This window comes from Kitasatospora sp. NPDC034533 (assembly GCF_055575155.1).
In genome coordinates, this window is record NZ_JBVITE010000003.1 from 33,219 (window position 1) to 59,355 (window position 26,137).

Sequence of the window (26,137 nt, forward strand, 5' to 3'; positions counted from 1 at the left end):
GAGCCCCACGAGAACCTCGTGGGGCTCCGCCGTTCCTCCGTGGGCGGAGGGCTGCGACGAAGGGCGAGGCGGCCGGTCAGGCGCGGGTGGCGGTGATGACGTGGTAGTCGAGGAGGCCGTCGCGCCAGGCGGTGAGGAAGTGGCGGGACCAGTGGGCGGCGGGGAGGGTGTCGGCGAGGTAGCGGTCGAAGCCGGGCCAGACGTCGGTGCCGATCGACTCGGTGGTGATGTCGGTGAAACCGGCCCGGGTGAGGTCGTCGGCGAAGCCGTCGACGGGGTGGGCGATGTCGAGGCCGTCGGCGAAGCTGGCGAGCATGATCTTGAGGCGTTCGGCGGCGTCGTCGCCGGGGGCGGTGAAGAAGGTGGTCACCGCGATCCGGCCGCCGGGGCGCAGGACGCGGGCGGACTCGTGGGCGAAGCCGGCGAGTTCGCGGAAGTGCTGGGCGGCCTCGACGGAGAAGACGCCGTCCAGGTAGCCGTCGGAGAAGGGGAGTTCGTCGGCCGCGCCGAGGGTGTACGCCAGCCGATCGGGGTACGTCGCGAGTGCTCTCGCGTTGACGGCGCGGGCGCGCTCGATCTGGTCGGGGTGGATGTCCACCCCCGTCACCGCCGCGAAGCGGAACTCCCGCAGGGCGAGGGCCGCCCCCAGACCGCGGCCGCAGCCGACCTCCGCCAGCCGCAGCTGCTCGCGTGGCTCGGGGAACTCCCGCAACACCCGCCGGTAGAGCTGCTCTTGGCTGCGCACCCGGTCCTCGGGGGTCGGGTCGGCGAGGTCGATCCCCTGCCAGTAGCCGAAGTTGATGAAACCTCCGGCGAACGACGGGGCGGTGCTGAGGTCGTCGACGCCATAGGTCTGGCGCACGGTCTTGGGGATGCGGTTGTGGTCCATGGGCCGCTGGGTCTCCTGCTCGGTGGGCGCCCGGCCATCGGGTGCGCCGGGGTACGTACCCAAACCTGTGGTGGCCTGAACACGGTAAGTGATCGTCCGGTGTCCAGGTGGTAGAGGGGGCGTGCGGGGGCACCCCAGGGCGATTGAAGCCCCGTCGCACGCCCCCTTCCGCCCCGGCGGAAAAGGCGTTCCGGGTGGGGCGGACGGTCCGTTACCGTCCACGGAGAACTGTCGGCCACCCCGAGGAGAGCGCCACCGTGAACGTCCCCGACGAACGCCCCGCCCCGCCGCTGACCGGCGGCGAGCGCGAGATGCTGCGCGGCTTCCTCGACTTCCACCGGGCGACCCTCGCCATGAAGTGCGAGGGCCTGACCGACGAGCAGTTGCGCCGGCGCGCCGGCCCGCCCTCCACGCTCAGCCTGCTCGGGCTGGTCCGGCACATGGCGGAGGTGGAGCGGACCTGGTTCCGCCGGGTGATCAACGGTGAGGAGCTGCCACTGGTCTGGTCCGAGGACGGCGACTACCAGGCCGCGTACGACCCCACCGGCGCCACCCGGGCCGAGGCCTTCACCGCCTGGCGGGACGAGGTCGAGCACTCCCGCCGGATCGAGCTCGCCGCCGGCTCCCTCGACGTCACGGGCTACCAGGCCCGGTGGGACGCCGAGGTGTCGCTGCGGCTGGTGATGCTCCACCTGATCCACGAGTACGCCCGCCACAACGGGCACGCGGACCTCCTGCGGGAGGCGATCGACGGGGTGACGGGCGCGTAGCGCGGGCCTACCAGCCGTGCCGGCTCAGGGGCGGTGGGCGCCGACCACTCAGCGGTCGGCGCCCATTCGGGAAGGAAGCGTTCTTGAGTGAGCGTCCCTAGAGAAGCGAACGGACCCGCCTGTCCCAGGACTCGACGCCCTGGATAACGGTGAGGACAGCGCGGACCGCCTCGTGCACGTCCCGGGCGGGAGCGCGCAGGAAGCGGGAGTAGCCGGACGCCTGCTTCATGACCGCACCGAGACCGACGATCTCGGCAGTACCCGTCAGCCACTTCTCGCTGGCGAGGAGGAGGCCTTCGAGCTGGTCCGGAGTCGTCGGGTCTCGCTCCTCCGGGGGCTGCTGCTCGACGAAGTCGAGTGTCGCGTGGATTCCCTCGTTCACGTCGGCCATTCGTTGGGCGAAGGCGTCGGCGCTGGAACGGAAGGCAGCGGCCGGGGCCGTGATGGCGTCGGAATAACGCTTGACGATCGCGAGCCTCGCGCTGGGAGAGTTGTCAGCGGTCAGGTCCGGCGTGAACTCCGCGCTGAGGGCCCCGATGAGGGTCATGGCCTCCGTCATCTCCTCCATGTCGACCAGGACAGCCTCCATCTGGGCTTCGGCATGGGCGATTCGGTCGAACAGCCCTGGTTCGTCTTCCTGCTCCCCTGAGGCTGCGGCAGGTCGAAGATCGGACGACGAGCCGACCGCGGTGAAGGAGCCGAACCCCTTGGTGATGCCCTCGGAAAGGAAGCGGTGGAGCTGCTCACGGGCTTGGAACATGCCGCTGGCGTCCCGGCGGAACCTGATGGTCCGCTTGCGGGCGATGTCGAAGGGCAACTGCCCGCTCTCCCCGATGAGAATCATGGGCTTGCCGATGGCGTCCCGGAACCCGAGCTCGTACATCACGTTGGGGTTACCACCGCTGACGTCGGCGATGACGATGTCAGCCTCGATGAGGTGGATGCGGATCTGTTCGGTGATCTCGCCGACGTCGGCGATGGCGTCGGCGCGAAGGGGAACGATGCCGTGCGGTTTGCAGCCCGCACGAATGACCTCGTCGTAGACGACCAGGGCCTGTTCGTAGGTGCTTCGTTCGGGGCTGCCGAGCTCGGCGTGTTCGTCTCCGATGGGGCCGATCACGAAGCAGGTCGGCACGTTCGGCTGGTCCGGTTCGGCGGCGGCAATGGTCATGACCGTCACTGTGGGACCTCCGTGTCGGGGTTCGGCTCGTTGATGCGGGCGGCGTGTTCGGCGCCAGCGGCCAGGTGACTGGCGTAGACGGGAAGCTCCTCGATGTCGAGGGCGCGGAGGAGCGCGGCAGTGGGGACACGGTACTGGTGGCCGAGTCGGATGACCCGGCAGGGGAATCCATCGAAGTGGACGAGCCGGTACGCGGTGGCACGGCACACACCGAGGGCTCGGGCAGCGGTGCCGAGGTCGACGCAGAGCGGGAGGTCGAAGGCCTCCGCGAAGCTCAGCGCGCGTTCGGGAGAGTAGCTCATCGTGGGCTCCTGGAGGGTCGCAGGGAGAGGGTCCCGATGCGCCGACCGGCTCGCGGGCGGCGGGCGCGGTAGACGATCTCGTGCAGTCCGATCCCGGTGGCCAGTGCACCGAGTCGCTCGCCGGCGAGACGTTGGCGGGAGACCGTGAAGCAGATGGGTGCGGCGAGGCTGCCGTCCTCCCGACAGGGAGGCGAGATGTGGAGTTCCCAGTCGGTGGGTTCGGAAGCGGGCAAGTGCCACAGAGCTTGCAGCTCTTCGGCGATGGTGGAGCGGGGTGAGACGGGCCGCTCGTGGTAGCCCTGCCGTGCGAACTCCCAGGCGTGCCTGCTCGCGGAGACCATGAGGCGTGCCCCGGTGCGCACCTCGGAGGCATCGATCCCGCTCCCGATCGGGTGCTGGTTGTTGTTGATCTGATGAATCCCAACGATCACGCCCAGGACCGTCGCGGCTTCCAACTCGCTTCGGTCGACAGGGAATCGGAGCATGATACGGCGCACGATCCGGCGCAGTCGGGGCAGCGTCAGCCATACCGGCAGCACGTCCCAGTACGGCTGTGGCACAGGGGCGTCTGTGGCTCCGGCGCGGGCCAGGGCGATGGCGGAGCGCCACACGGCTTCGGCCTGTGAACCATCGCGGCCGGGGCCGTGGACGAGTTCCCGCGCGTCTTCCGGAGTGAGTTCGATGGGACCGTCCGCCATGGTGACGCGAAAGACGGCCGGGCGGGAGGGCTCCGGCTGGGTGACGCGGGACTCGATCGCATCGAAGAGCCGGGTAGTGGTGAGTGGAGCCATCGGCTCCTCCTCGTCTTGGTCGGAGACACTGGGTTGTCAGGGCTTGCTGGGGGGAGGCGGCGGTGGGGTGAGGAGCCGGAGCGCTACGGAGGCCCGACGGGCCGGATCGGCCAGTTCGGAGAGCCTGGCGGCCAGCATGAGCAGGTGCTTCGTCGGAGGGCTGGGCTGCTGGGGCGTTCGGTTGGCAGGGGAGCCACTCGTGCCGCTCCGGAGGCCCGAGCGGACGGGCGAGGGCGACACGGTGTAGATGTTCACCGTTCCCACCTGCGTGCCGTGGAAGTTGGCGCCGTGCCCGACGCGCTGGTGGGAGGAGGAGGTCCCAGGTGGAGGCGTGCCACCGCCCGAGACCTCCCCTCCGGCAGCTGTCGTGCTCACCTGATTTCCAGAGGAGGAAGGCCGGCCGTCACGTGGTTCTCGACGCTGTGGATGATCGAATCCGTGGCGATGATGCCGTTCTCAACCTGCTGGGTACGGATCACCGGTCCCGTCGACCAGCCCCGGTCCCGGCCGGGTGAAGCGGAGGCTCGTCCGGGAGTGTCCGTGCCGGGGCGCGGCCCGGGGCCGGCCGGGGCCGGGGCGCCCGGGTCGGGATCCGTGCCGGGCAGGGACCGTAGCAGGCCGCCCGAGGGCGTGGGGACGTACATCCAGGCCAGCTGTGAGTAGTTCTTGCACTCGGCGCTGACCTCGATGAACCGCTCCGGTGGGAGCGCGCAGTAGCCCCCTACGACCACCTCTTGAAACACGGCGTCGGAGACGATCGCGACCAGCGGAGTGGCGTTCGCGCTGCCGGACGCGAGGTAACGGCGTGCGACCCCCGAGTCCAGCAGCCGCTGGCTCTCACTGCGCGGCGTCGCGTTGCCGTCACCGGGCTGCCCGTAGGCGAGGGGCACGGCGCCGGAGTGGAGGCTCATGCGCAGCCGCATCGGTACGCCGGTGCTGTGGGTGTTGTGCTGGAGGAGGAGGTCGTTGAACCGGTCGATGAAGGGATGAACGACCATCGGGAGGTACTCCGGAGGGAATCCGAAGGACAGACCGTCGCCGGTGTTGGTGATGAACGGCCGGGGCATCGAGCCAAGCCCTGCGCAGTCGAGGGCCCGGTCCAGGGTCTCGGTGATCGCACGGCTCAGTGCGGCCTGCCTCACAGAGGGCAGGGCGGTGGAGTCCTTCGCGTCCACCGCCAGAAGGCCGTGGCGGGGCGGGAGGGGGCGGCTCGCGGCCGGGGCGGGCCAGTACGATTCGGGCATTTTCGCTCCTCGAAGGCTGGTCTCTCGGTGCCGTGAATTCCGGCTGCTTCGAGGATCGGTGTGGCCTCGCTTTTCGGGGCGGAAATATTTCCGCGCCGCGGGGTGAGGTGAATCACTTCATTGTTGGCGATGGCTGGGCTTGCCTCAGTCGTCGATGTGGGCTATCGCGCGCAGGGTGCCCTCGTTGCGGATTTCGATCCCGTATCGCTTGGAATGGACGGCGTCGAGTTCAGACAGCTTGGTGATCGCCGTGTGAAGCGTCCTGGGGGTCACTCCGATCAGATCCGCGATTACCTTCCGGGGGATTCCCTGCACGATTGGGGAGCCGCACCGTCGGGAGAGGTCGAGGAGCAGCCGGCTGAGACAGGTGGTGACCCCGAAGCGCCGGGAGCCGATGCGCTGGTTGGCTGCGCGCTGCTGATCGTGGGAGTTGAGGAGGAGTTCCTTGAGAAGGCCGTGCTCCTGCACGTAGGCGAGGAAGCGGTCGCTGGTCACGGCGGACACGACGGTTCGGCAGACCGCCCGGACGTGGGCGTTGCGGCGGCATCCGCTCAGGGCGGACGTCTCGCCGAGGAGTTGGTTCATTCCGCGCAGTTCGAGGGTGGTCTCGCTGCCGTCCCGATGCGGGTCCGTCGCTACGGCCCAACCGCTCCGGATCAACAGGACCGCGCCCATTTCCTCGCCCTTGCGGAGGATGAGGTGGTCAGGCTCGAAGGTCCGCTTGCGGCCCGAATCGAAGAGGGCCTTCCAACCTTGTTCGACGTCCATGGCTCTCCTTCCGGGTTTGCCCATTTTCTGATCGGGGTCGACCGAATGATTTGGATGGGCTGGGCTGAATCCCGAAAGGAATCATGGGGGCTGGCCGGGAGTCGAAGAAGAGCGCGAGGGGATCGAAGTAATGGTGTGAAAATGTACTCGTGCATCGGGAAGTGGTTCGGTTTGCTCTATGCGCACTTGCGTGCGCCCCGTTGCAGGTCCCTACCGTCTCGACACATGGAGCCAACAACCGAGGAAATGCTTGAGCGGCTCGGCCGCTCTCTGCGTGTGCGCGTCTTTTCAGCACCGTCGCTGGTGGCGAACGTGTCGAAAGCCGCGGCTGCCATCGACCGCAAGCGTGGTCGGAAGGACGGCGACGGCGAGCCGAGCCACCGCAGGAGTGGTTTGGGCGCACTGCCGCATGAGGATGGCGGCGATCTCGTCGTCACCCCGTGGGAACTGATCGGAACGTTCGCGAGGGCCACGACACTGGCCCGACACGGGCACGGCCGAGGGTTGGCCGAGCAGTGGCAGGCCCTCAAGTACTGCCGGGCGCTGGGAGCAGGCGCCCACGGACGGATGGCCCTGACGGCGACGGGACTGCTTCCCGAACAGTGGTACCGGTCCATGCAAGCACGGGAGTTGGGCCGGGCGTTCGGGCTCGCGGTAGCTGAGCGGGTCGTTCGGAACCGATTCCCTGACCGGTTGGTCTCTGTGGTGGATGCCGAGATGGTGCTCCTGGCGGGTTTCGCGCGGCCTGGGCCACGACCGACTCTGGGTGCTCGGCCGCGGCCTGACTTCTTCATCGAGGCATGGCGGCCGGGAGAGCCCTCCGTGGTGTTCGCCGTCACGGTCAACGGGAACCATCAGGCCAGCGGGAGTCGGACGTCCGTGGCCGACAGAACCGCATTCGGTCAACTGGCCCGAGGTGCCGAGCGTGCTGAGTACTTCCACATCGGCAGGTGGAACAGCACGCCTTGCCTGCTCTTGTCGACCGAGTTGCTGGCAGAGGGAGGCATCACCGTCAATGCCTTGCAGGCCCCCGGGACGGGGATGCTGCCTGTACGGCCGTCCGGTGGGCCGGACAGCGCTGACGTCGTGGTCAGGCAGCGGAACCCACCGTACGTCAACTCCGTGAAGGTCCCGGTGTCGGGAGGCCGGGGCGCCCGGGTCCACGACGGATTCTTCATCCCGCGGAACCGGGTCGACTGGTTCGGGAAGGTGCTCGTCAGGACCGGTGCGGCCGGCCAACTCGCGTTCGCCGGTACCGGCAAGGAGATTGCCCAATACCTCACGGAGGGGCAGGGGCACAAGCACTACAAGGAAGACACCTTCGCCGGGTCGTCCAGCGTACGTGACGCGGAGCACCGGTTCGGCAGTGTGACGTTCGTCGGTACGGACCAGGTGTTTCGACTGGGAGGCCGACGCGTCGAAGCGTTCTCCGGGGTGGCGAAGGACCTGTACGAACTCCTGGTCGGAGGGGAGGTCGAGGAGTACCGGCGTCAGGCCTACGCCCTGCGCGAGGAACTGCCTGGTGGCACGGAAGCCAACGGATGGGGCACGGTGTCGTTCGGTGACGACGGGACCGTCATCGCTGTTCGGATCATGCCGGAGTGTGACGAGAAGAAGGAAACTGCCCCATCCGAACGGTGACCCTCGGGTGCCTGAGGTCCCGGGACCTCAGGCACCCCGGCGGGCCTACCAGCCCAGGAGGTGGGTGCGGTCGGTGAGGGCGGCGAGGACGGCGGTGGTGGTCGTCCCGGGGGTGAGGCCGGTGGTGTCGAGGGTGTGGGTGGCGTCCTCGGGGGCCGGGCCGGGGTGGAGCACGACGTAGTGGAGGGCGGCGCCGGTGGTGCGGCTCTCGCGGCGGAAGGTGTCGAGGGCGGCCGGTGCGGCGGCGGCCTCCACGACGACGCGGTAGCCGCGGGTGGCGTAGGCGAAGGCGGCCTGGGCGGCGGCGGCCAGGGCGGTGGCGCTCTGGCGCACGGCCTCGGGCAGGTCGGGCGGGAGCGGGCCGTTGTGGATGACCCGCAGGAAGTCGTCCGTCCGCAGGTGGACGCTCGGGGTCAGTTCCCGGACGAGCAGCTCCGCGACCGGGCTGTTCCCGGCCCCGGCCGGGTCGACGAGGACGAGGACGCCCCCGGCGCCCCGGCCGCCCCCGAGCTCCGGCCCACCTACGGTCGTACGGTTCACAGCTGCTGATCCCTTCGCGGGCCGGGGACGGACGGGTAGCCGGGGCGGGCGGTCGGCGTGCGAAGGGGCTGGTCGGCCCGCATCGGACAACCGACCGCCTCGTCCCTACGACTGATGCGTTTCGGGGATCAACCTAGTCCAAACGGGTGGTCCGAGTCGTCCCCCACCCGGTTCCTGGGCGGGTCGGCGCGGCGGTCGGGGCCAGGGCGGGACCGAGGCGTGCCCTGGTCGGGCTCGGGTCGGGGCCGAGTCCGGACCGGGTCGGGGCCGAGTCCGGACCGGGTCGGGGCCGGAAAGGAAGGGCCTCGGGGAGCCGTCAGCGGTCGCCGACGTGCAGCACGATCGGGTTGGTGAGCGCGGCCATCGGCCCCCAGGGCAGGTCCGGGCCCATCGAGTTGCCCCTGCCCGGCGTGCCGTCCGCCCGGGGGTGGCGCACCTCGGCCCGGACGTAGGCGGCGAGCGAGGCGGTGGTGCGCCAGACCACGGTGCCGGAGCCGTCGGCGGGCAGCGACTCCTGGTGCAGCTGCCCCTCGTCGGTGAGGAGGCGGACCGTCCCGCCGGGCACCCCGGAGACGGTGAGCCGGACGTCCAGCGGGGCGTCGGCCGGCACGGTCAGCTCCTCGCCGATGCCGGCCTGCCGGCCGTGCCCGGTGACGGTGAACTCCAGCGCGACCGCCTTGGATTCGGCCAGCCAGCTGCGCCCGGCGCGCAGCCCGTCGAGGATCGCGTCCCGGGTGAGGTCCTCGGCCAGCACCACGGTGTGCGGGGAGCCGATCGGCTGCGGCTCGCTGTGGGCGTCGCTGTTGCCCATGGCGGGCAGCCAGGAGCGGCCCTCGCGCAGGGCGACGGCGAGCCGGCCGTCCCAGGTGTCCACCGCCGACTCGTCGTCGTACGTCCAGGGGCCGTTCCACACCTCGACGGCGTCGGCCTGCTCGTAGCCGAACTTCCACTGGCAGGCGACGTACGGGCAGTACGGGTGCGCGGGCACCACCAGGCCGCCGGCGCGGTGGACCTGGCGGACGAAGCGCGGGTACTCCTCGTCGCGCGAGCGGTAGCGCCAGTCGACGAACTGGCCGGGCTCCAGGCCGAGGGCCAGCCAGTGGCCGTTGCGGGTGGTGATCTCCTCGCCCGGGAGGACCAGCAGGTCGGGGCCGGCCAGCGGGCCCCAGGCGCCGTGCGAGGAGCTGGTGTTGTGGTCGGTCGAGACGATGAAGTCGAGGCCGGCCGCGCGGGCTCCGGCGGCGACCTCCCCGGGCGTGCGCCGTCCGTCGGAGTGGACGGTGTGCAGGTGGCAGTCGCCCCGGTACCAGGCCCGGCCGCGGCCTCGGGCCCGCTCGGCCGGGTAGTGCGGGGTGAACCTCGGCCCGGGCTTGCCGAACCGGAGGGTGACCTGGACGCGGTAGTCCAGGCCCTGCGGGGCGACCTGGTAGGGGCCCAGGACCACGTGCCAGGTGCCAGGGTTGATCGGGCCGGGGAGGTAGCCGGGGGTCGCGGTGTCGCGGGCGAGGGCGAACTCGGTGCGGAAGCCGCCGGACCAGCCGCGGAAGCCCGGGCCGCCGAGGTCGGTGCCGCGCTCGTCGAAGATGCCGATGTCGCAGGAGTTGCCGGGGGTGCCGGGCGGGACCTGCGGCTTGTCGTAGCCGTAGGAGACGGCGATCTCGCGGACGCCGGCGGGGACTTCGACCGGGAGGTAGACGAAGTCGGGGGCGCCGGTGGGGAGGTGGCCGGTGAGGGTGAGGACGCGGTCGGCGGCGGTGGCGCCCGGCGCGGGGGCATCGGCGGTCGCGGGGGCATCGGTGGTCGCGGCGTGTGCCGGGCCGGTGGCGGCGGCGAGGCCGAGGGCGGTGGTGGCGCCGGTGGCGAGGCCGGTGCGGAGCAGGTCGCGACGGGCGGGCCGGGGGGTCGGGACGGGCCGGGCGGCGGCCGGGAGGGTCGGTGGCGCGGCGGGGTGAGCGGTCGGCGGCTGGTCGGGGCGCGGGCTGCTGGGCTCGGTCGGCATCGGGGCCTCCGGTTCGGGGCTGGCGGATCGGGGCTGGCGAATCGGGCGGGCGGATCGGGCGGGCGGATCGGGCGGGCGGATCGGGCGGGCGGATCGGCGGCGCTGGTCGCTCGCGTGCCTACCCGGGTGAGTGAACCGGGGGTGAGTCGGGGCCCACCGGAGCGGGGCGGGTCGGTGAAGAGGGGCCGGGCGCGGGTGGGGGCGAGTTGCGGGGAGTGACGAGTGGTCCGTTCATAGTGATGTCATCTGTTTATCTGACCAATGATCGAAACGGTGATCGGAACAGTGATCGGACGGGAGGCGGCCGTGTCGGTGAGTCGGCGGACGCTGCTCATGGCGGTGGCCGGAGGAACGCTGACGGGGTGCCGGGGCAGGTCGTCCGGCGCCGGCTCGTCCTCGCCGTCGGCCACCGAGCCGGCGGGCTCGGCGGCACCACCGTCCGCCGCGTCGTCCGCGACGCCGTCCGAGGGGCCCGCCGAAGCCGCCGCGACGCCGTCGGGCCCGGCGGCCACGTCCGCGTCCGAGCCCGCGCAACAGCCGCACGGGCCGACCCGGGACGAGGTGGTGGAGCGTTACGGCGGCCTGGCCCCGAGCGAGTGGGGGCTGGAGGTCTCCGGCGTGCTCACCGAGCTGCCGGAGGGAGGGAGCGCGATGGCGCTCACCTTCGACGCCTGCGGCGGACGCGGCGGCAACGGCTACGACGCCGACCTGATCGACTTCCTGCGGGAGCACGACGTCCCGGCCACGCTCTTCCTGAACGCCCGCTGGATCGACGCCAACCCGGAGGAGTTCGGACAGCTCGCCGCCGACCCGCTGTTCGAGATCGGCAACCACGGCACCCTCCACCTCCCGCTCTCGGTGACCGGCCGCTCCGCCTACGGCATCGCCGGCACCGGCGACGTCGGTGAGGTGTACGACGAGGTGGCGGGCAACGCGGAGAAGCTCGCCGGGCTGCTCGGACACGCGCCCCGGTTCTTCCGCTCCGGCACCGCGCACTACGACGACGTCGCCACCCGGGTGGTCGCCGACCTGGGCCAGCGGGTGGCGGGCTTCACCGTGAACGGGGACGGCGGGGCGACGCTGCCGGCCGACGAGGTGCGGCAGGAGGTCGCCGCCGCACCCCGGGGCGCGATCGTGATCGGGCACATGAACCACCCGGGCGGCGGAACCGCCCCCGGGGTCGCGGCGGCGGTGCCGGGGCTGCTGGCGGAGGGACGGCGCTTCGTGCGGCTCTCGGACGTGCTGTGAACGGACCTGCCGTGGGCGGGCAGGCTGTAGGCGGGTGCGCCGTGAGCCGGGGGTGAGCCGGGGTGCCGTGAGCGGAGAGCGCCGTCGCGCACGTCGTGCGCCGTCAGCGGAGAGCGCCCGTAGCGTACGGAGATCGCCGCGACGCCAGGGCTCACGCCAGCCGCAGACCGCCCGGGTGCTCCTCCTCGATGATCCGGACCAGCCAGTCGAAGACGGTCGGCCCCCTGCCCGCCCGGGCGGCGTTCAGCTCGGCGGTGACGTGCGCCCGGTTGGTGGGGTGGGCGCGGGCCAGCCGCAGCTCCAGTTGGCGGACCGTCTCCGGGTAGCCGAGGTTGCGGCGCGAGACCCGGTGGTGGCGCCACTCGATGACCCAGTCGCCGTCCTCGGGCGTGCCGTAGCCGCCGCGCAGGCAGTCGGCGAAGGCGTCGAGGTTGCGGCCGAAGTAGCCGTCGACCCCGATCGTCCGCCCGACCACGTCCCAGAAGTCCTCCAGGGTCCTGATCTCGTCCCCGTCGATCACATAGGTCACCGTCACGGGGTCGAGGATATGCCGGGTCGCCGGGGCCTCAGTGGGTGACGGCGATCGCGGTGGCGAGCAGCCCGTCCCGGACCGCCCAGCGGCCCTCGAAGCCGTCGAGCCGCCGGCCGCCGACCACCGGGCCCGGGACCAGCAGCCGGGCGGTGAAGGTGCCGTCGGGGTGGAGGTCCAGTTCGGCCTCGCTGAAGTCGAGGAAGAGCAGGGTCAACGGGAACCAGGCCTTGTACACCGACTCCTTGGCGCTGAACAGCACGCGGTCCCACGGCGCGCCCGGGTGCTCGGCGGCCAGCTTGGCGAGCCGCTGCCGCTCGGCGGGCAGTGCGACGGCCTCCTCGACGCCCTCGGGCAGCGCCAGCGCCGGCTCGGCGTCGATGCCGAGGGAGGCCAGGGCGTCGGTCCGGGCCACGGCGGCCGCGCGGAACCCGTCGCAGTGGGTGAGGCTGCCGACCACGCCGTCCGGCCAGCTCGGTGCGCCGCGCAGGCCGGGGACGAGCGGGCGGTACGGGACGCCGAGCCGGGCCAGGGCGGCCCGGGCGCAGTGCCGGACGGTGGTGAACTCGCGCCGCCGCTTGTCGACGGCCCGGGCGACGGCCGGTTCCTCCTCGGGCTCCAGCCGGGCCTCCGGCGGGTCGTCGTAGGCCACCTCGGTCACCACGGCGTCCGGCAGCAGGTCCCCGATCATTCGTTCCCCCCTCGGAAGTCCGCGCGGGGTGGGTGCCCGCGCGGGACGAGGGTAACCCGCGCGGCGGATCTTGGTGGGCGGATCGGGGACCTGTTTGCCGGGTGGCCGGCTACTCGAAGGCCGCCGCCGCCTCGCGCAGGGCCCGGGCGACCGTCTCCGGGTCGTACGGTGCCGGCTCGCCGGGCAGGTAGCGGACGGAGCGCAGGGCGCCGGTGTAGCGGAAGGAGCGGTGGCGCTCGTGCACCGGCCAGGAGACCGGGGACTTGCGGTCGATGCCGACGCTGATGCCCTGGAACGGCGCCATGCCGATCAGCTGGTGGACCGGGCCGAGCAGCGGGCCCTCACCACCGCCGGCGGCCCGGCCCTCCCCGCCGCCCCCGGCGAGGCCGCCGCCCGTGGCCCGGCCGTCGACGAGCAGCCGGAACTCCCACTTGAGGTCGGCGACCGCGGTGGCTTCCAGGGTGATCAGCCGGGTGCCGGCCGGCAGCGGGCCGGCGTCGGCCTCCAGGAGGTCGCCGTACTGGTTGTAGGCGAGGCGCAGCCGGCCGTCCTCGACGTAGAGGCTGTAGCCGCCGCCCTGGTCGCCGTGCGAGACCAGGACGCCCTGGTCGCCCTCCTGGTAGCCGTCGAGCGCGACCTCGACCGTGAAGGAGCGGAAGGAGACCAGCCGGGAGGAGCGGTAGCGCTCCAGCTCGGGGGTGCCGGCGAGCAGGGTGACCGGGCGGCGCAGCCGCTCCGCCTCCGGTCCGCGCAGGGCGAGGGCGCCGCTGCCGTCGGCGAGCGGGAAGACCCCGTTCCGCCAGGCCGCGGCCTCCCAGGCGGCGGACAACTCCTTGACGAGGTCCGGGCGTTCGGCGGCGAGGTCGTGGATCTCGGTGGGGTCGGTGCGCAGGTCGTACAGCGCCCACTCGCCGTCGTCGTACGGCGCGCCGGGGCGGTGCAGGGTGACCAGCTTCCAGCCGTCGCGGTAGTAGCTGCGGTTGCCGGTCATCTCGCAGTACTGCTCGTGGTGGGTGCTGGGCGCGGCGCCGTCGCGCAGCACGGAGGCGAAGCTGATGCCGTCGAGGGTCTGGACCGGTTGGCCGCGGCGCTCCGACGGCCTTTCCACGCCCGCGAGTTCGAGCAGGGTTGGCAGGATGTCGGTGACGTACTGGTACTGGGGGCGGACGCCGTTGTCCTGCTCGGCGCGGGGCAGACCGGCCGGCCAGGAGAGGACGAAGGGGACGCGGACGCCGCCCGCGTAGGTCTGGCCCTTGTAGAGGCGGAACGGGGTGTTGGAGGCCATGCCCCAGCCGCGCGGGTAGTGGACCAGGCTGCGCGGGCCGCCGATCAGGTCGATCTCGCGCTGGACGTCCGGATTCCAGTCGTCCGGCAGGTTCGGGTGGTGGACGAAGCGGCTGAAGTAGCTGCGGGTGCCCTCGGCGCCGCCCTCGCCGGTGCCGCCGTTGTCGCTGGTGAACACGATGATGGTGTTGTCGAGTTCGCCGAGGGCGGCCAGGGTGTCGGTGAGCCGGCCGAGGTTCTGGTCGACGTTGTCGACCATCGCCGCGTACACCTCCATGTAGCGGGCGTACAACTTCTGCTGGACGTCGGAGAGTTCGTCCCAGGGGCCGACCTCGTACCCGGCCTCGGAGTTGCGCTCGGGCAGTTCGGTGCCGGGCGGGAAGTGGCCGGCGGCCAGCTGGCGGGCGAAGCGGGTGCGGCGCAGTTCGTCCCAGCCGCCGTCGTAGCGGCCCCGGTGGCGGGCCAGGTCCTCGGGTTTGGCCTGGAGCGGGCCGTGCACGGCGTTGTGGGCGAGGTAGAGGAAGAACGGCTTGGCGTCGTCGTGGGCGCGCAGTGACGTGACCATCTTGATGGCCTGGTCGGTGATGTCGTCCGTGTAGTAGTAGCCGTCGGGGAACTCGTCGATGTCCAACGGGCTGTTGTCGCGGACGAGTTGGTGGGGGTGGAAGAGGCTGGTGAGGCCCTCCAGGACGCCGTAGTACTGGTCGAAGCCCTTCTGGAGCGGCCAGTTGGCGCGGTCGTCGGCGGCGCTGGAGGCGGAGTCCCGGGTGAGGTGCCACTTGCCGACCGCGTAGGTGGCGTACCCGGCATCGTGCAGCAGCTCGGCCAGGGTGGGTATGTCCCCGGCGACCTCCATGCCGTAGCCGGGGAAGCCCGGGTCGGCGTTGGCGACGAAGGAGTAGCCGACCCGGTGCGGGTTGAGGCCGGTGAGCAGGGCCGCCCTGGCGGGTGAACAGAGCGGCATGGTGTGGTAGTTGGCGAGCCGGACGCCGCTGGCGGCGAGGCGGTCCAGGGTCGGGGTGGGGATCTCGGCGCCGAAGGGTCCGATGTCGCTGTAGCCCATGTCGTCGATCAGGACGACCACGATGTTGGGCGCGCCCTCGCGGGGGCGGACGGGCTGCGGCCAGGCGGGGGTGGACTCGGCGAAGGTGCGGCCGACGGTGCCGGGGAACCCGGCGTACGGGTCGCGGCGATGGGGGTCCGGCTCGGGTGCGGTGCTCATGGGGCGGCTCCGGAGGAGGGCGGGCGAGTTCAGAGGGCGGGCGGGTTCAGAGGGCGGCTGCGGCGGGTTCCAGCGTCGGGACGGCCGCCAGCAGCTCGGCGGTGTACGGGTGTTCGGGCGCGGTGACGACCCGGTCGGCCGGCCCCGTCTCCACGATCCGCCCGCGGTGCATCACGGCGATCCGATGGCTGACCTGGCGGACCACCGCCAGGTCGTGGGCGATGAACAGGATGGCCAGGCCGAGTTCGCGCTGGAGCCGGGCGAGCAGCTCGATCACCTGCGCCTGCACCGAGACGTCGAGCGCGGAGACCGGCTCGTCGCAGATCAGCACACTCGGTTCGGGCGCCAACGCCCGGGCGATGCCGATGCGCTGGCGCTGGCCACCGGAGAAGGCGCGCGGGTGGCGGTCGGCCGTGGCCGGGTCCAGGCCGACCTGCTCCAGCAGTTCGGCGACCCGGGCGGCGCGCTGCTCCCGGTTACCGAGGCGGTGCGCGATCAGCGGTTCGGCGATGATCTGCCCGGCGGTCATCCGGGGGTTCAGCGAGGAGTACGGGTCCTGGAAGACGAGTTGGACGTCACGCCGGGGTGAGCGGCCGATCTCCTGGCCGCGGAAGCGGATGCTTCCGGCGGACGGCGCGTGCGCCTGGACCAGGGCCCGGGCCAGGGTGGACTTCCCGGAACCGGACTCGCCGACCAGGCCCAGCGTCTCGCCGGGGTGCAGGTCGAGGTCGACGCCGTGCAGCGCGGTGACGGCGCGCCGCCGGGAGCCGTAGGTCTTGGTCAGGCCGCGGACGGTGAGCAGCGGCTCGGCGCCCGGGGTGCTGTTGGCGGCTGCCCGGGAGGGCTCCTCCAGGCGTGGTACGGCGTCCAACAGCTCGCGGCTGTAAGGGTGTTCCGGCCGGGCGAGGAGATCGGCGGTGGCGCCCCGCTCGACCACCCGGCCGTGCCGCATGACCAGCAGCCGGCGGCAGGTCCGGGCGATCACCCCGAGGTCGTGGCTGATCACCACGAGCGCGGTGCCGGTCTCCCGGTTGATCCGGGCGAGCAGCCGCAGGATCTGCTGCTGGACGGTCGGGTCCAGGGCGGTGGTCGGTTCGTCGGCGACCAGCACCTCGGCGTCGTGCGCCAGGGCCAGGGCGATCATGATGCGCTGGCGCTGGCCGCCGGAGAACTGGTGCGGGTGGTCGCGCAGCCGGCCGGTGGCGTCCGGGATGCCGACCAGGTCGAGCAACTCGGCGGCGCGGGCGCGCCGTTCGGCCTTCCGCAGCTTCCCGCCGTGGGCGCGCAGCGCCTCGTCCAGCTGGCGCCCGACGGTGAGGACGGGGTTGAGCGAGGACATCGGGTCCTGGAAGACCATGGCGATCCGCCGGCCGCGCAGGGCGCGCAGCGCGTCCTCGGGGAGGGCGGCGAGGTCCTGCCCGGCCAGCTCGACGGAGCCGGCGGTGATCCGGCCGCCGGACGGCAGCATCCGCAGCAGGGCGAGGGCGGTGGTGGACTTGCCGGAGCCGGATTCCCCGACGATGCCCAGGGTGTCGCCGGCTTCGAGGTCGAAGCTGACGCCGTCGACGGCGGCGGCGCCCGCGGCGGCGCCCGGGATCTGGTCGAACCGTACGGTGAGGTCGGTGACGCGGAGCACGGTGGTCATCGGCGGATCCCCCGGTTCAGGGCCTCGGCGATCAGCGTGAAGCCGAGCACCAGCGCGGTGGTGGCGGCCAGCGGGGCCGCCGCGAAGGTCGGGTCGGTGGCCAGGTAGGCGACGGACTGGCTGAGGATGCTGCCCAGGGTGGGCTCGGGCGGGCGGACGCCGAGGCCGAGGAAGCTCATCGCGCCCTCGATGAACACGCCGAGCGAGAGCGCCACGGCGGTCTGCACGATCAGCGGGTCGACGGCGTTGGGCAGCACGTGCCGTAGCAGCACCCGGGCCCGGGAGGCCCCGCCGACCCGGGCCGCGAGGGCGTACTCGCGCTCGCGCTGGACCAGGATGCCGGCCCGCAACTGCCGTCCGAAGCCGGGGATCTCGGCCAGTGCGATCACGATCACCACCGGCCAGCGGCCCGGGCCGAGGACGGCGGTGACGGCCAGCGCGAGGATCAGCCCGGGGAAGGCGAGCAGCAGGTCGAAGGCCCGCTGGACGGCGAGGTCGGCCCATCGGGAGGTGGCCGCGAGGAGGGCGGCCGAGCAGCCGAGCAGGGCGCCGATCGGGACGGCGGTGACGATCAGCGCGAGGTCGGTGCCGATGCCGTGCAGCACCCGGCTGTACAGGTCGCGGCCGAGGTCGTCGGTGCCGAAGGGGTGGTCGGCGCTGGGGGAGGCCAGGGCGAGCGGGCCCTGGGCGTTGGGGTCGGTGCCGGTGAGCAGGGGCGCGAGCAGCCCGGCGAGGGCGACCAGACCGACCAGGGCGAGGCCGGTCAGGCCGCGCCCGCTCAGCAGGGCGGTGCGGTAACGGCCGCGCGGTGCGGCGGGCTTGAGGGGAATCGTGGCGGTGGTCATCGGGTCACTCCCAGCGGATCCGGGGGTCGAGCCAGGTGTAGGCCAGGTCGGTGAGCAGTTGGACGGCCACGTAGACCGCCACCACGAGCAGCAGCAGGTCCTGCACGACCGGGTAGTCCCGGCGGACCACGCCCTGCTCGATCAGCTGGCCCAGGCCCGGCCAGGCGAAGATCCGCTCCACCAGGACGGCCCCGGCGACGAGGTGGCCGATCTGGAGGCCGAGCACGGTGACGGCGGACGGCAGGGCGTTGGGCAGCGCGTGCCGCCAGACGATCCGCCGCCGGGAGACGCCGAGCGCGGTCGCGGTGCGCACGTAGTCCTCGGCGAGGGCGCGCTCGATGCCGTCCTTGAGGTAGCGGGCCAGTACCGCGGCGCTGGGCAGGGCCAGGCAGAGGGCGGGCATCGCCAGGTACTGCACGGCCAAGTCCGGTTCGGACAGCAGGGATTCGTGACCGCCGGCCGGGAGCAGCTCGAAGCCGACGGCGAAGACCAGCACCAGCAGCACGCCGGTGACGAACGGCGGGACGGCCAGCACGCCGGTGGTGACGGCCCGGACGGCGGCGGCGACCGGGCGGCGCCTGGTGGTGGCGCCGACCACGGCCAGGGGCAGGGCGATCAGCACGACCAGCAGCAGGGCGCCGAGGGTGAGTTGGGCGGTGGCGCCGAGGCCGTTGCCGATCAGGTCGGTGACCTCGCCGCCGATCGCGTAGCTCGGGCCGAGGTCGCCGCTGAGCAGCCGGCCGAGCCAGCTCGCGTATTGGCTGAACACCGGCTGGTCGAGGCCGAGTTGGGAGCGGATGGCCTCGACGGCGGCGGGGGTGGCGTCCGGTCCGGCGAGCGTGGTGGCCGGGTCGCCGGGGATCAGCCGGAGGATGAGGAAGACGAGGAAGGAGGCGAGGACCAGGACGAGCAGTCCACTGGGGAGGCGTTTCAGGAGGAACGTGCGCATGGTTGTCTGGGGCCGTCCTGGTCAGGCCGTGAGGTAGGCGTCGTCGAGGTTGAGGTAGCCGAACTTGTTGAGCGTCACGCCCCTGGCGCGGGGGCCCGTGACCTCGACCAGTCCGGCGATGGCGAGGTCGATCACGAACTCCTCGTCCAGCAGCACGTCGGTGATCCGCTGGTAGAGCGCCCTGGCCTCGGGGCTGTCGCTGTCGCTGCGGTTCCAGGCGCGCTGCACGACGTCGGTGTAGGCGGGGGAGGAGAACCGCGAGCTGTTCTTGGCCTCGTTGAAGGGGTAGGCGCTCACCGCGAGGGTGGCGGGGTGGAGTTGGGCGAAGCCGTGACTGAGCGACCAGAGGGCGGGCATGGTCTGCGAGATGAGCTGCTTCTGCATGGTCGGCGAGTCGGCGGGCTGGAGCACCGTCTCGATGCCGACCTGCTTGAGGTCGTACTGGAGGATCTGCGCGATGGCGGTGGGCCCGGGCTCGGTGGCGTGCGCGAACGGGAGCGTGATGTTCTCGGCGCCCGCCTCCCTGAGCAGCGCCCGCGCCCGCTCCGGGTCGTGCCGGTAGTGGGTCGCGCCGGCCTCGGTGTAGGCCGGGGAGGACTTGGGCCAGGGCACCGAGGAGACGCTGCCGTAGCCGCCGAGGGCCTGCTGGACGAGGCGGTCGCGGTCGATCGCCCAGGCGATGGCCTGGCGGACGCGCTTGTCGCTGACGTGCTCGGCGGTGACGTCGACGCCGATGTAGTAGGCGCCGGAGCCGGTGTCGTACTGCTTGACGTGGAACCGGGGGTCGTCGCGGAGGATGGCGGCGTCCTTGCCGCGGACGTTGTACGACAGGTGCGTCTGCCCCGTCTTGAGCGAGGACAGCAGTGACTCGGCCTGCGGGATGATCCGGATCTCCACGCCGTCGAGGTGGGGGCGGCCGGGGTTCCAGTACTGCTCGTTGCGGGCGAAGGAGAGCGAGGACCCGGGCTTGCGCTCGGTGAGGGTGAACGGGCCGGTGCCGATCAGCCGGGTGCCGGCGACGGCCTCCTCGACCGTCGCCGGGTCCGGGATGATCATGAACTCGAACAGGTCGAAGAGGTTGCTGACCGGATGGGCGAGCACCAGGGTCAGCTCGAAGTCGCCGTTCTTGCGGAAGTCGGTGACGGTGGCGGCGGTGGACCTCAACTGGGCCGAGCGGGCCGGGTTCTGGAGGTTCCTGACGGCGAACACGACGTCGTCGGCGGTGAACCGGCGGCCGCTGTGGAACAGCACGTCCTCGCGCAGCTTGAGGGTGACGCTCAGGCCGTCGGGGGCCACGTCCCAGGAGGTGGCGAGTTCGGGCTGCGGCTGGAGCCGGTCGTCGTACCTGGTCAGGGTGTTGAACACGAGCCGCTGGACCAGGACGTTGGCGCTCTGGGCGAAGAGCAGGCTCGGGGTGATGTCGATGCTGGTGGCGACGGCCAGCACGCCGCCCCGGCGCGGGGAGTCGGCGGCGCCCGCCGCGGCCGCGTTCCGGGCGTGTTCGACGGCGGAGCGGCAGCTCGCGAGCGTCAGCAGGCCGGCTCCGGCGAGGCCGGCGCGCAGCAGGGCGCGACGGCTCGGGGCGGGGGGACGGGCGAGCGCGGTCATGGCGGTCCTTCGGGGCCGGTGCGGATGGCGGGCGGTTGCGGGCCGGTGGGCGGTGGCTGTTCGTGGGCGGTGCCCGTCTGCGGGCGGCGGGTGGCTACGGACGGTGGGCGGCGCGGGGTGCGGCGAGCGCGTGGACCGGCCGGGCGTACAGCTCGCCGAGCACCGGCGAGCCGGCGGCCATGGCGAGGACGTCCGCGCCGTGCCGCTGGGAGACCAGCAGGCCGGCGTCCCGGTCCAGGTGCGAGTGCAGAGCGAACTCGGCCCGGACGACGTCGAGCAGGGAGGGATCGAGGGAGGTGAAGTGCTCGGTCAGGACCAGCAGGTCGGGGTTGACCACGTCGGCGAGCAGGGCGAGCGCCCGGCCGAGCAGCCGGGCGCGGTTGCGTACCAGGCGGTTCGCCGTCGGGTCGCCCCGGCGGACGGCGGCGACCACCTGCTCGCGGTCCGGCTCGGCGGTGACCCCTTCGGCCGCCGCCGCCGCGAACAGCGTGGTGTCCGAGGCGGCCACCGAGAGGCAGCCGAGCCGACCGCAGTGGCAGCGCTCCCGGCTGTCCGTGTCCGGGTCGGTGACGGTACCGCTGACCGGGAGGTGACCGAGCCCGGCGGTGGCCGAGGAGGGGCCCTGATGGACGGTGCCCGCCACGGCCAGCGCCGCGTCCACCACGTGGCCGGCGAACAGCTGCACCATGCTGCGGCGGGCCGCCGGGCGGCCGAAGAGGATCTCCGCCAGGGCGAGCGCCCGGGCGTGGTTGTCCACCCGGACGGGCAGCCCGGTGGCGTCGGACAGCAGCTCGCGCAGTGGCAAGCTCCGCCACTCCAAGGGCTCGTGATGGATGACCAGGCCGCTGTCCGGGTCGACCGAACCGCCGGTGACGGCGCCCAGCCCCACCACCGTGCGGTGGCCGCGCAGGGTGTCGACCAGTCGGGGCAGCCGGGCCAGCAGCGCCTTCAGCAGTTCCGGTCCGGTCCGGCCGCGGTGCGGAACCTCCTTGCGGCGCAGCACCCGGCCGCGCAGGTCGAGCAGGGCGACGGTGGTGAACGGCACGGCGATGTGCAGCCCGGCCACCGCGAGCCGGTCCGGGTCGAGGTCCAGCGGGAGCTGGGGGCGGCCCAGGGCCCCGGTGCCGCCGACCGCCAACTCCGGCCGCTCGTGGAGGATTCCGAGCCGGACCAGGTCCACCGCCTGCCGGGAGACGGCCGAGGCGCTGAGCCCGGTGAGCGCGGCGACCCGGCTGCGGGCGATCGGCCCGTGGTCGAGCACCGTGCGCAGCACCGCGGAGGCGTTGGCCTCCCGGCGGTCGTCGCCGGCGCGGAGGGCGGTGGACGTGGTCACGGACGTCGTTCTCCTCGGAGCGTCGGGGTCAGTTGGCCGCGTCGGGCGCGTCGGGCGCGTCGGTTCCGAGGCCCCGGGCCTTCTCGGCCTTGATCCTCTCGGCCTGGAGCCCCTCGGCTTCGAGCTCCGGGGCGGGCACCAGGCCGGGCACCCGCGGCGGCTCGGCGGGCTCCAGCAGCCGGCTCGGGACACCGTCCACGCCGACCGGCAGGTCGCCGTCCAGGGTGATCCGGCGCACCAGGCGCGGCTCGTCGCCGTAGTCGGCCACCGCGTAGTGCTGGGTGGCGCGGTTGTCCCAGATCGCCACGTCGCCGACCTGCCAGTCCCAGCGGACGGTGTTCTCCAGCCGCTCCACATAGCGCTGGAAGAGGTCGATCAGCGCCCTGCTGTCATCGCCGGACAACTGCTGGATGCGCTGGGCGAAGGCGCCCAGCAGCAGGGTCTTCTCGCCGGTCACCGGGTGGACCCGTACCACCGGGTGCTCGGTCTTGAAGGCGGTGGAGACGAACACCTCCCGGAACAGCTTGGCGACCTCGGCGTTGTCCGCGAGCTCCGGGCGCAGGGCGAGCCGGGCGGCGTAGTCGTAGTCGTTGGTGTGGACGGCGCGCAGGCTCTCGGCGAGCGCCTTCAGCGGGGCGGGCAGGTCCTGGTAGGCGGCCGCGGTGTTGGCCCAGACGGTGCTGCCGCCGGCCGGCGGGAGCTCCAGGGCGCGCAGGATCGAGGCCTTGGGGTAGGACGGGACGAAGGTGACGTCGGTGTGCCAGTTGTTGGCGCGCACGCCCTTGGTGGCGTCCAGCTCGAAGACGTAGCGGCCGTCCACGCTGGGCACGGTGGGGTGGCCGATCGGGTGGCCGAGCAGCCGGGCGAAGGCCTCCTGCTCGGCGTCGTCCAGGTGCTGCTGGCCGCGGAAGAAGAGCACCTTGTGCTCGTACAGGGCGGCTTCGAGGGCGGCGACGGTCTCGGCGGGCAGGTCGCCGCCGAGGCGTATGTCGTGCACGAGCGCGCCGATCCGGCCGGCGACGGGGGTGAGGCGCAGTGCGGTCGGGCTGGGGGCGGTGGTGGTCATGGCGGGGCCCTTTCGGGGTGGGGTCGGTGACCGTGAGTGATGAGCGAAGGGTGCGGGGAGGGGCGTTCGGGCAGCGCTGGGCGTACGGCTCCGCAGGGCGGGGCGCGGGGTACGGGTGCGGCGGTCCGCTGCGGCGGACGGTCAGAACGCGAGCGCGCCGCGACAACAGCGGCGCGGGCAGCGGCGGGTGGCGGGGCGGACGGCGGTGTGCATCGGCCCTCCTTCCGGGTCGCTGCTGGATGGGCTCGGGCCTCATGGTGCGCAGCCGCCCGGCCTGCTGTCAATCGTCATCTTGGCTGGTGGGAAAGGGTGTTGCCGCTTCGTTTCGGCTGCTTGCGGTTTCTTTCGGCATGTTGCGGCGGATGGCGGGCCGATGACGGTCCTGCTGCGGGAGGGCGTTCGGGCTTGTCACCCGGGTACGCGGGTTACTAATTTTCGGAGCGGAAGAAATCCGGGCCGGCGCGGGCGCTCCCCCCGCCGGGGCCGACGCCTGCCCGGACGTCGGTGCGATCGTGGCGCGCGGTGCGGTCGTGACGCTCGGTGAGGGCGGCGCGGGAGCGCTACTGTCCGAGCAGCCGGGCGAAGTCCATCCCGAGGCTCGCCAGGACGGGCAGCGCGCCGAGATCGGTCACGCCGGCGACCGGGATGCTGTAGCCCTGGTTCACCTCGCGGGGCGCCGCCCCGGCGGTGAGGGGTGCGGCCGTCGGGAGCAGGACGGTGCCCAGGAGCAGGGCGGTGAACGTGGTGCGCATCTGAGGGGCCTCCGGAGAGTCGGGTGACGGCCTGTCAACACCCTCCGTGGCGAGGCGGTCACGTATCTTCGCCCCTTCGGGCGCATTGGTAAAGATGCCTGCCTTGTGTTCCTGCCGACAGCGCGGAGGTCTGGACCGCGATGCGGACCGGCGCATAGCTTTCCTCCCCAGGGGCCGGACGTTCGGTCGACGAACTGTCGTGCGAATCCGTCGACTTGTGAATGTCATGCTCATGACCTGCACTGCAACCGGAGGGAACGAACCATGCGTGCCATCGGCAAGAACCTCAGGATCCTCGCGGGCGCCCCGCTCGCCGCAGCTGCCCTCATCGCCCTCACGGCCGGCTCCGCCAGCGCCGCGATACCGATCAACACGCCCATGACCGGCAAGGCCACCTACTACAACGACGCCGGCTACGGCGCCTGCGGCACCCAGATCAACGCCGCCACCCAGATGCTGGTCGCCGTCTCGCACACCTGGTGGACCTCCGCCAACCCGAACAACGACCCGCTGTGCAAGGGCATTTCGGTCAAGGTGACCTACCAGGGCAAGACCATCACCGTGCCGGTGAAGGACCAGTGTCCGTCCTGCGACTCCACCCACATCGACCTCAGCCAGCCCGCCTTCGCCACGTTCGCGCCACTGGGCCAGGGCGTCATCAACGGCCTGAGCTGGCAGTTCGTCAAGACCGGCCTGAACGGCAAGACCATCGAGCTCTCCGCCCCGATCACCGGCTCGACCCTCGGCTGAGGCCCCCTCGACGGCCGTGCCCGCCCTCGACGGCCGTGCCCGCCCCCGCCGGCCGGACGGGGGCGGGCACGGTGCCCGCGGCGGATCAGGGCTGTCCGGCCTCGGGCGGTGCCGCGGCGGCCGACACGAGCGGCGGAGCCATCGCCAGGAGGAGCTGGACGGCCGGCGGGGCGGTCCGCGGATCGTGGGCGAGCCCCAGGGTGACGGTCGGCACCGGCGCGGTGAGCCGGCGCAGGCAGATGCCGGGAATCCGGAACACCCGGGCCCGGCCCTCGGGGATCGGCGCGATGCCGTAGCCGGCCGCCACCGCCAGCAGGAGCTGTTCGTCGTCCGGCTCCTCGCGCACGATCCGCGGCGAACGGCCGGGCCAGAGCTGCCCGGTGATCAGCGCGTGCATCCCGGGCCCGTTCTCGCGCGGCCAGAGCACCACCGGCTCGTCGGCGATGCGGTGCCGCCCGATCCGGGCCCTGCTGCGGGCGAGCGGATGGCCCGCCGGAACGGCCAGCAGCAACTCCTCCTCGGCGATGATCCGGCAGGCCAGCCCGGGGACGTCGAGCGGCGGCCGGACGAAGGCCGCGTCCAGCCGCCCGGCGAGCAACTCCCCGACGTTGTGCGACGTCCAGCCGGTCTGCAACGCGACGTCCAGGCGTGGGTAGCGGTTGCGGAACTCCGTCACCAGCGCGTCGCAGACCCCGCCGCGCGCGGAGCGGGTGTACGCCACCCGCAGCCGCCCCTCCCGACCCCGCACCACCGCCTCGACCCGCTTCTCGGCCTCCGCCACCTCGCCCAGCACCCGGCGCGCCTCCTCGGCGACCGCCCGGCCGACCGGGGTCAGCACGCAGCCCTTGCTGGTGCGCTCGATCAGCCGGGCGCCGAGCTGCCGCTCCAGCGTCTTGATCTGCTGGCTGAGCGCGGACTGTGCCACGCGCAGCCGACGGGCTGCCCGGGTGAAGTTCAACTCCTCGGCCAGCGTGGAGAAGTAGTGCATCCGGCGCAGGTCCATCCGCAGATCCATCCGGCGATGATAAGCGCGGCCGATCGGCGTGGGACAGATCTGGTCTTGGACGGATACCGCGCCGGGCGGCTTTCCTGAAGGCGGAGGCCGCCACCCCAGCGGGCGGCCCGTCGGAGGAGGAGAACGCGATGGATGGTGCGGTGGACGTCGTCGTGGTCGGCAGCGGGGTCATCGGGCTCACCACGGCGATCCGGCTTCAGGAGAAGGGACTCCGGGTCGTCGTCGTGACGGCCGACGGCCTGCTGTCGACCACCTCGGCGGTGGCGGCGGCCGTCTGGTTCCCGGTCGCCACGGGCACGAGCGGCGAGGTCGCGGCCTGGTCGGCGACCGCCTTCGCCGAGTTCGCCCGCCAGGCGGAGGGGGGTGTGCCCGGCGTCTCGATGCGCAGAACCCGGATGCTGTCCCACGAGGGGCAGCCGGGCGAGCCCTGGTGGGGCGCCGCCGTGCCGGACCTGCGCCGGCTGACGGCGGCCGAACGCGGACCGAACTGCGCGGACGGCTGGTCGTTCACGGCCCCCGCCATCGAGATGCCGCTCTACCTGCCGTGGCTGCTCGGGCGGTTCATCGACAACGGCGGCGAGATCGTCCACCGCCGCCTCGACGTCCTCGACCAGGCGCGGGTCTGGGCGCCCGTGGTGGTCAACGCCACCGGGATAGCCGCGCGACAGCTCTGCGACGACGAGGCCGTGCACCCGGTGCGCGGCCAGCTCGTCCTGGTCCGCAACCCCGGACTGCCCACCTCGACCCGCATCCAGGACGACCCGGGCGGCTACACCTACGTCCACCCGCGCAGCGCCGACGTCGTCCTCGGCGGCACCTTCGAACCGGGGGACTGGAACACCGCGCCGGACCCGGCCACCGCCGAGGCGATCATCGCCCGCTGCACGGCCCACGTCCCCGAACTGCGCGGGGCCCGGGTCATCGACCACGTCGTCGGCCTGCGGCCCGCCCGCCACGGCGGACCCCGCCTGGAGGCGGAACCGGACGGCCGGACCATCCACAACTACGGCCACGGCGGCGCCGGAGTCACCCTCAGCTGGGGCTGCGCCGACGCGGTGGCCGCGCTGGTCCGCTGA

Annotated in this window: 25 protein-coding genes; 5 read left to right on the forward strand and 20 right to left on the reverse strand. The window is 72.6% G+C overall.

All coding sequences use genetic code 11. The features are described 5' to 3' along the window. Positions 1-76: 76 nt before the first annotated feature. Positions 77-889: a class I SAM-dependent methyltransferase gene (locus ACZ55U_RS03195; RefSeq protein WP_465521839.1), complete on the reverse strand. Its 813-nt coding sequence runs from the start codon at positions 887-889 to the stop codon at positions 77-79. A 311-nt stretch (positions 890-1,200) separates the two neighbouring features. Between ACZ55U_RS03195 and ACZ55U_RS03200 the strand changes: the two genes are divergently transcribed. Further along, the gene (locus tag ACZ55U_RS03200; RefSeq protein WP_465522222.1) at positions 1,201-1,659 is read left to right on the forward strand and encodes a DinB family protein; all 459 of its coding nucleotides are present in this window, start codon (positions 1,201-1,203) and stop codon (positions 1,657-1,659) included. A gap of 97 nt (positions 1,660-1,756) precedes the next feature. On the opposite strand, the gene ACZ55U_RS03205 is transcribed toward ACZ55U_RS03200, so the two are convergent. From ACZ55U_RS03205 to ACZ55U_RS03225, 5 genes are all read right to left on the reverse strand, one after another. Beyond that, entirely contained in the window at positions 1,757-2,830 is a 1,074-nt protein-coding gene (locus tag ACZ55U_RS03205; protein ID WP_465521841.1) for a hypothetical protein, read from the reverse strand. Positions 2,831-2,835: 5 nt separating this feature from the next. Continuing rightward, positions 2,836-3,141 carry a helix-turn-helix domain-containing protein gene (locus tag ACZ55U_RS03210; RefSeq protein WP_465521843.1) on the reverse strand — a complete coding sequence of 102 codons (306 nt, stop codon included), beginning with the start codon at positions 3,139-3,141 and terminating at the stop codon, positions 2,836-2,838. Then, complete coding sequence (locus tag ACZ55U_RS03215; protein ID WP_465521845.1) at positions 3,138-3,932, reverse strand: hypothetical protein; 795 nt, start codon at positions 3,930-3,932, stop codon at positions 3,138-3,140. The genes ACZ55U_RS03210 and ACZ55U_RS03215 overlap by 4 nt, the downstream gene beginning before the upstream one ends. 371 nt (positions 3,933-4,303) lie before the next feature. Further along, entirely contained in the window at positions 4,304-5,176 is an 873-nt protein-coding gene (locus tag ACZ55U_RS03220) for a hypothetical protein (protein ID WP_465521847.1), read from the reverse strand. Between the two features lie 144 nt (positions 5,177-5,320). After that, positions 5,321-5,944 (reverse strand): Crp/Fnr family transcriptional regulator, encoded by a 624-nt coding sequence (locus ACZ55U_RS03225; RefSeq protein WP_465521849.1) that lies wholly within the window; start codon positions 5,942-5,944, stop codon positions 5,321-5,323. A gap of 225 nt (positions 5,945-6,169) precedes the next feature. Between ACZ55U_RS03225 and ACZ55U_RS03230 the strand changes: the two genes are divergently transcribed. Continuing rightward, complete coding sequence (locus ACZ55U_RS03230; protein WP_465521851.1) at positions 6,170-7,585, forward strand: hypothetical protein; 1,416 nt, start codon at positions 6,170-6,172, stop codon at positions 7,583-7,585. Positions 7,586-7,630: 45 nt separating this feature from the next. On the opposite strand, the gene ACZ55U_RS03235 is transcribed toward ACZ55U_RS03230, so the two are convergent. The 3 genes from ACZ55U_RS03235 to ACZ55U_RS03245 form a co-directional block, all read right to left on the reverse strand. Further along, on the reverse strand, positions 7,631-8,125 hold the full coding sequence (locus ACZ55U_RS03235; RefSeq protein WP_465521853.1) for a hypothetical protein: 495 nt from the start codon (positions 8,123-8,125) through the stop codon (positions 7,631-7,633). 316 nt (positions 8,126-8,441) lie between these two features. After that, a complete protein-coding gene (locus ACZ55U_RS03240; RefSeq protein WP_465521855.1) occupies positions 8,442-10,124 on the reverse strand; it encodes a CehA/McbA family metallohydrolase in 1,683 nt (560 codons plus the stop codon). Positions 10,125-10,366: 242 nt separating this feature from the next. Beyond that, the gene (locus tag ACZ55U_RS03245; RefSeq protein ID WP_465521857.1) at positions 10,367-10,636 is read right to left on the reverse strand and encodes a hypothetical protein; all 270 of its coding nucleotides are present in this window, start codon (positions 10,634-10,636) and stop codon (positions 10,367-10,369) included. Between the two features lie 52 nt (positions 10,637-10,688). Here ACZ55U_RS03245 and ACZ55U_RS03250 point away from each other — a divergent pair, with 52 nt between their 5' ends. After that, positions 10,689-11,372: a polysaccharide deacetylase family protein gene (locus ACZ55U_RS03250; protein ID WP_465521859.1), complete on the forward strand. Its 684-nt coding sequence runs from the start codon at positions 10,689-10,691 to the stop codon at positions 11,370-11,372. Between the two features lie 151 nt (positions 11,373-11,523). On the opposite strand, the gene ACZ55U_RS03255 is transcribed toward ACZ55U_RS03250, so the two are convergent. From ACZ55U_RS03255 to ACZ55U_RS03300, 10 genes are all read right to left on the reverse strand, one after another. Next, the gene (locus tag ACZ55U_RS03255; protein ID WP_465521861.1) at positions 11,524-11,907 is read right to left on the reverse strand and encodes a barstar family protein; all 384 of its coding nucleotides are present in this window, start codon (positions 11,905-11,907) and stop codon (positions 11,524-11,526) included. 31 nt (positions 11,908-11,938) lie between these two features. Continuing rightward, positions 11,939-12,592, reverse strand: coding sequence for a 4'-phosphopantetheinyl transferase family protein (locus ACZ55U_RS03260; protein ID WP_465521863.1), 654 nt, complete (start codon positions 12,590-12,592; stop codon positions 11,939-11,941). A gap of 109 nt (positions 12,593-12,701) precedes the next feature. Next, the gene (locus ACZ55U_RS03265) at positions 12,702-15,098 is read right to left on the reverse strand and encodes an arylsulfatase (protein ID WP_465521865.1); all 2,397 of its coding nucleotides are present in this window, start codon (positions 15,096-15,098) and stop codon (positions 12,702-12,704) included. Between the two features lie 46 nt (positions 15,099-15,144). Then, positions 15,145-16,743, reverse strand: coding sequence for a dipeptide ABC transporter ATP-binding protein (locus tag ACZ55U_RS03270; RefSeq protein ID WP_465521867.1), 1,599 nt, complete (start codon positions 16,741-16,743; stop codon positions 15,145-15,147). Continuing rightward, entirely contained in the window at positions 16,740-17,588 is an 849-nt protein-coding gene (locus tag ACZ55U_RS03275; protein ID WP_465521869.1) for an ABC transporter permease, read from the reverse strand. The genes ACZ55U_RS03270 and ACZ55U_RS03275 overlap by 4 nt, the downstream gene beginning before the upstream one ends. 4 nt (positions 17,589-17,592) lie before the next feature. Continuing rightward, positions 17,593-18,537, reverse strand: coding sequence for an ABC transporter permease (locus ACZ55U_RS03280; RefSeq protein ID WP_465521871.1), 945 nt, complete (start codon positions 18,535-18,537; stop codon positions 17,593-17,595). A gap of 21 nt (positions 18,538-18,558) precedes the next feature. Beyond that, positions 18,559-20,145 carry an ABC transporter substrate-binding protein gene (locus ACZ55U_RS03285; RefSeq protein ID WP_465521873.1) on the reverse strand — a complete coding sequence of 529 codons (1,587 nt, stop codon included), beginning with the start codon at positions 20,143-20,145 and terminating at the stop codon, positions 18,559-18,561. A gap of 94 nt (positions 20,146-20,239) precedes the next feature. After that, a complete protein-coding gene (locus ACZ55U_RS03290) occupies positions 20,240-21,478 on the reverse strand; it encodes an ROK family protein (RefSeq protein WP_465521875.1) in 1,239 nt (412 codons plus the stop codon). Positions 21,479-21,506: 28 nt separating this feature from the next. Further along, a complete protein-coding gene (locus tag ACZ55U_RS03295) occupies positions 21,507-22,544 on the reverse strand; it encodes a TauD/TfdA dioxygenase family protein (RefSeq protein WP_465521877.1) in 1,038 nt (345 codons plus the stop codon). Positions 22,545-23,104: 560 nt separating this feature from the next. After that, a complete protein-coding gene (locus tag ACZ55U_RS03300; RefSeq protein WP_465521879.1) occupies positions 23,105-23,296 on the reverse strand; it encodes a hypothetical protein in 192 nt (63 codons plus the stop codon). A gap of 264 nt (positions 23,297-23,560) precedes the next feature. Here ACZ55U_RS03300 and ACZ55U_RS03305 point away from each other — a divergent pair, with 264 nt between their 5' ends. Beyond that, positions 23,561-24,046 carry a cysteine/serine endopeptidase inhibitor gene (locus tag ACZ55U_RS03305; protein ID WP_465521881.1) on the forward strand — a complete coding sequence of 162 codons (486 nt, stop codon included), beginning with the start codon at positions 23,561-23,563 and terminating at the stop codon, positions 24,044-24,046. Positions 24,047-24,131: 85 nt separating this feature from the next. Here ACZ55U_RS03305 and ACZ55U_RS03310 read toward each other — a convergent pair whose 3' ends face one another. Then, on the reverse strand, positions 24,132-25,061 hold the full coding sequence (locus tag ACZ55U_RS03310) for a LysR family transcriptional regulator (RefSeq protein ID WP_465521883.1): 930 nt from the start codon (positions 25,059-25,061) through the stop codon (positions 24,132-24,134). A 128-nt stretch (positions 25,062-25,189) separates the two neighbouring features. Here ACZ55U_RS03310 and ACZ55U_RS03315 point away from each other — a divergent pair, with 128 nt between their 5' ends. After that, positions 25,190-26,137 (forward strand): FAD-dependent oxidoreductase, encoded by a 948-nt coding sequence (locus tag ACZ55U_RS03315; RefSeq protein WP_465521885.1) that lies wholly within the window; start codon positions 25,190-25,192, stop codon positions 26,135-26,137.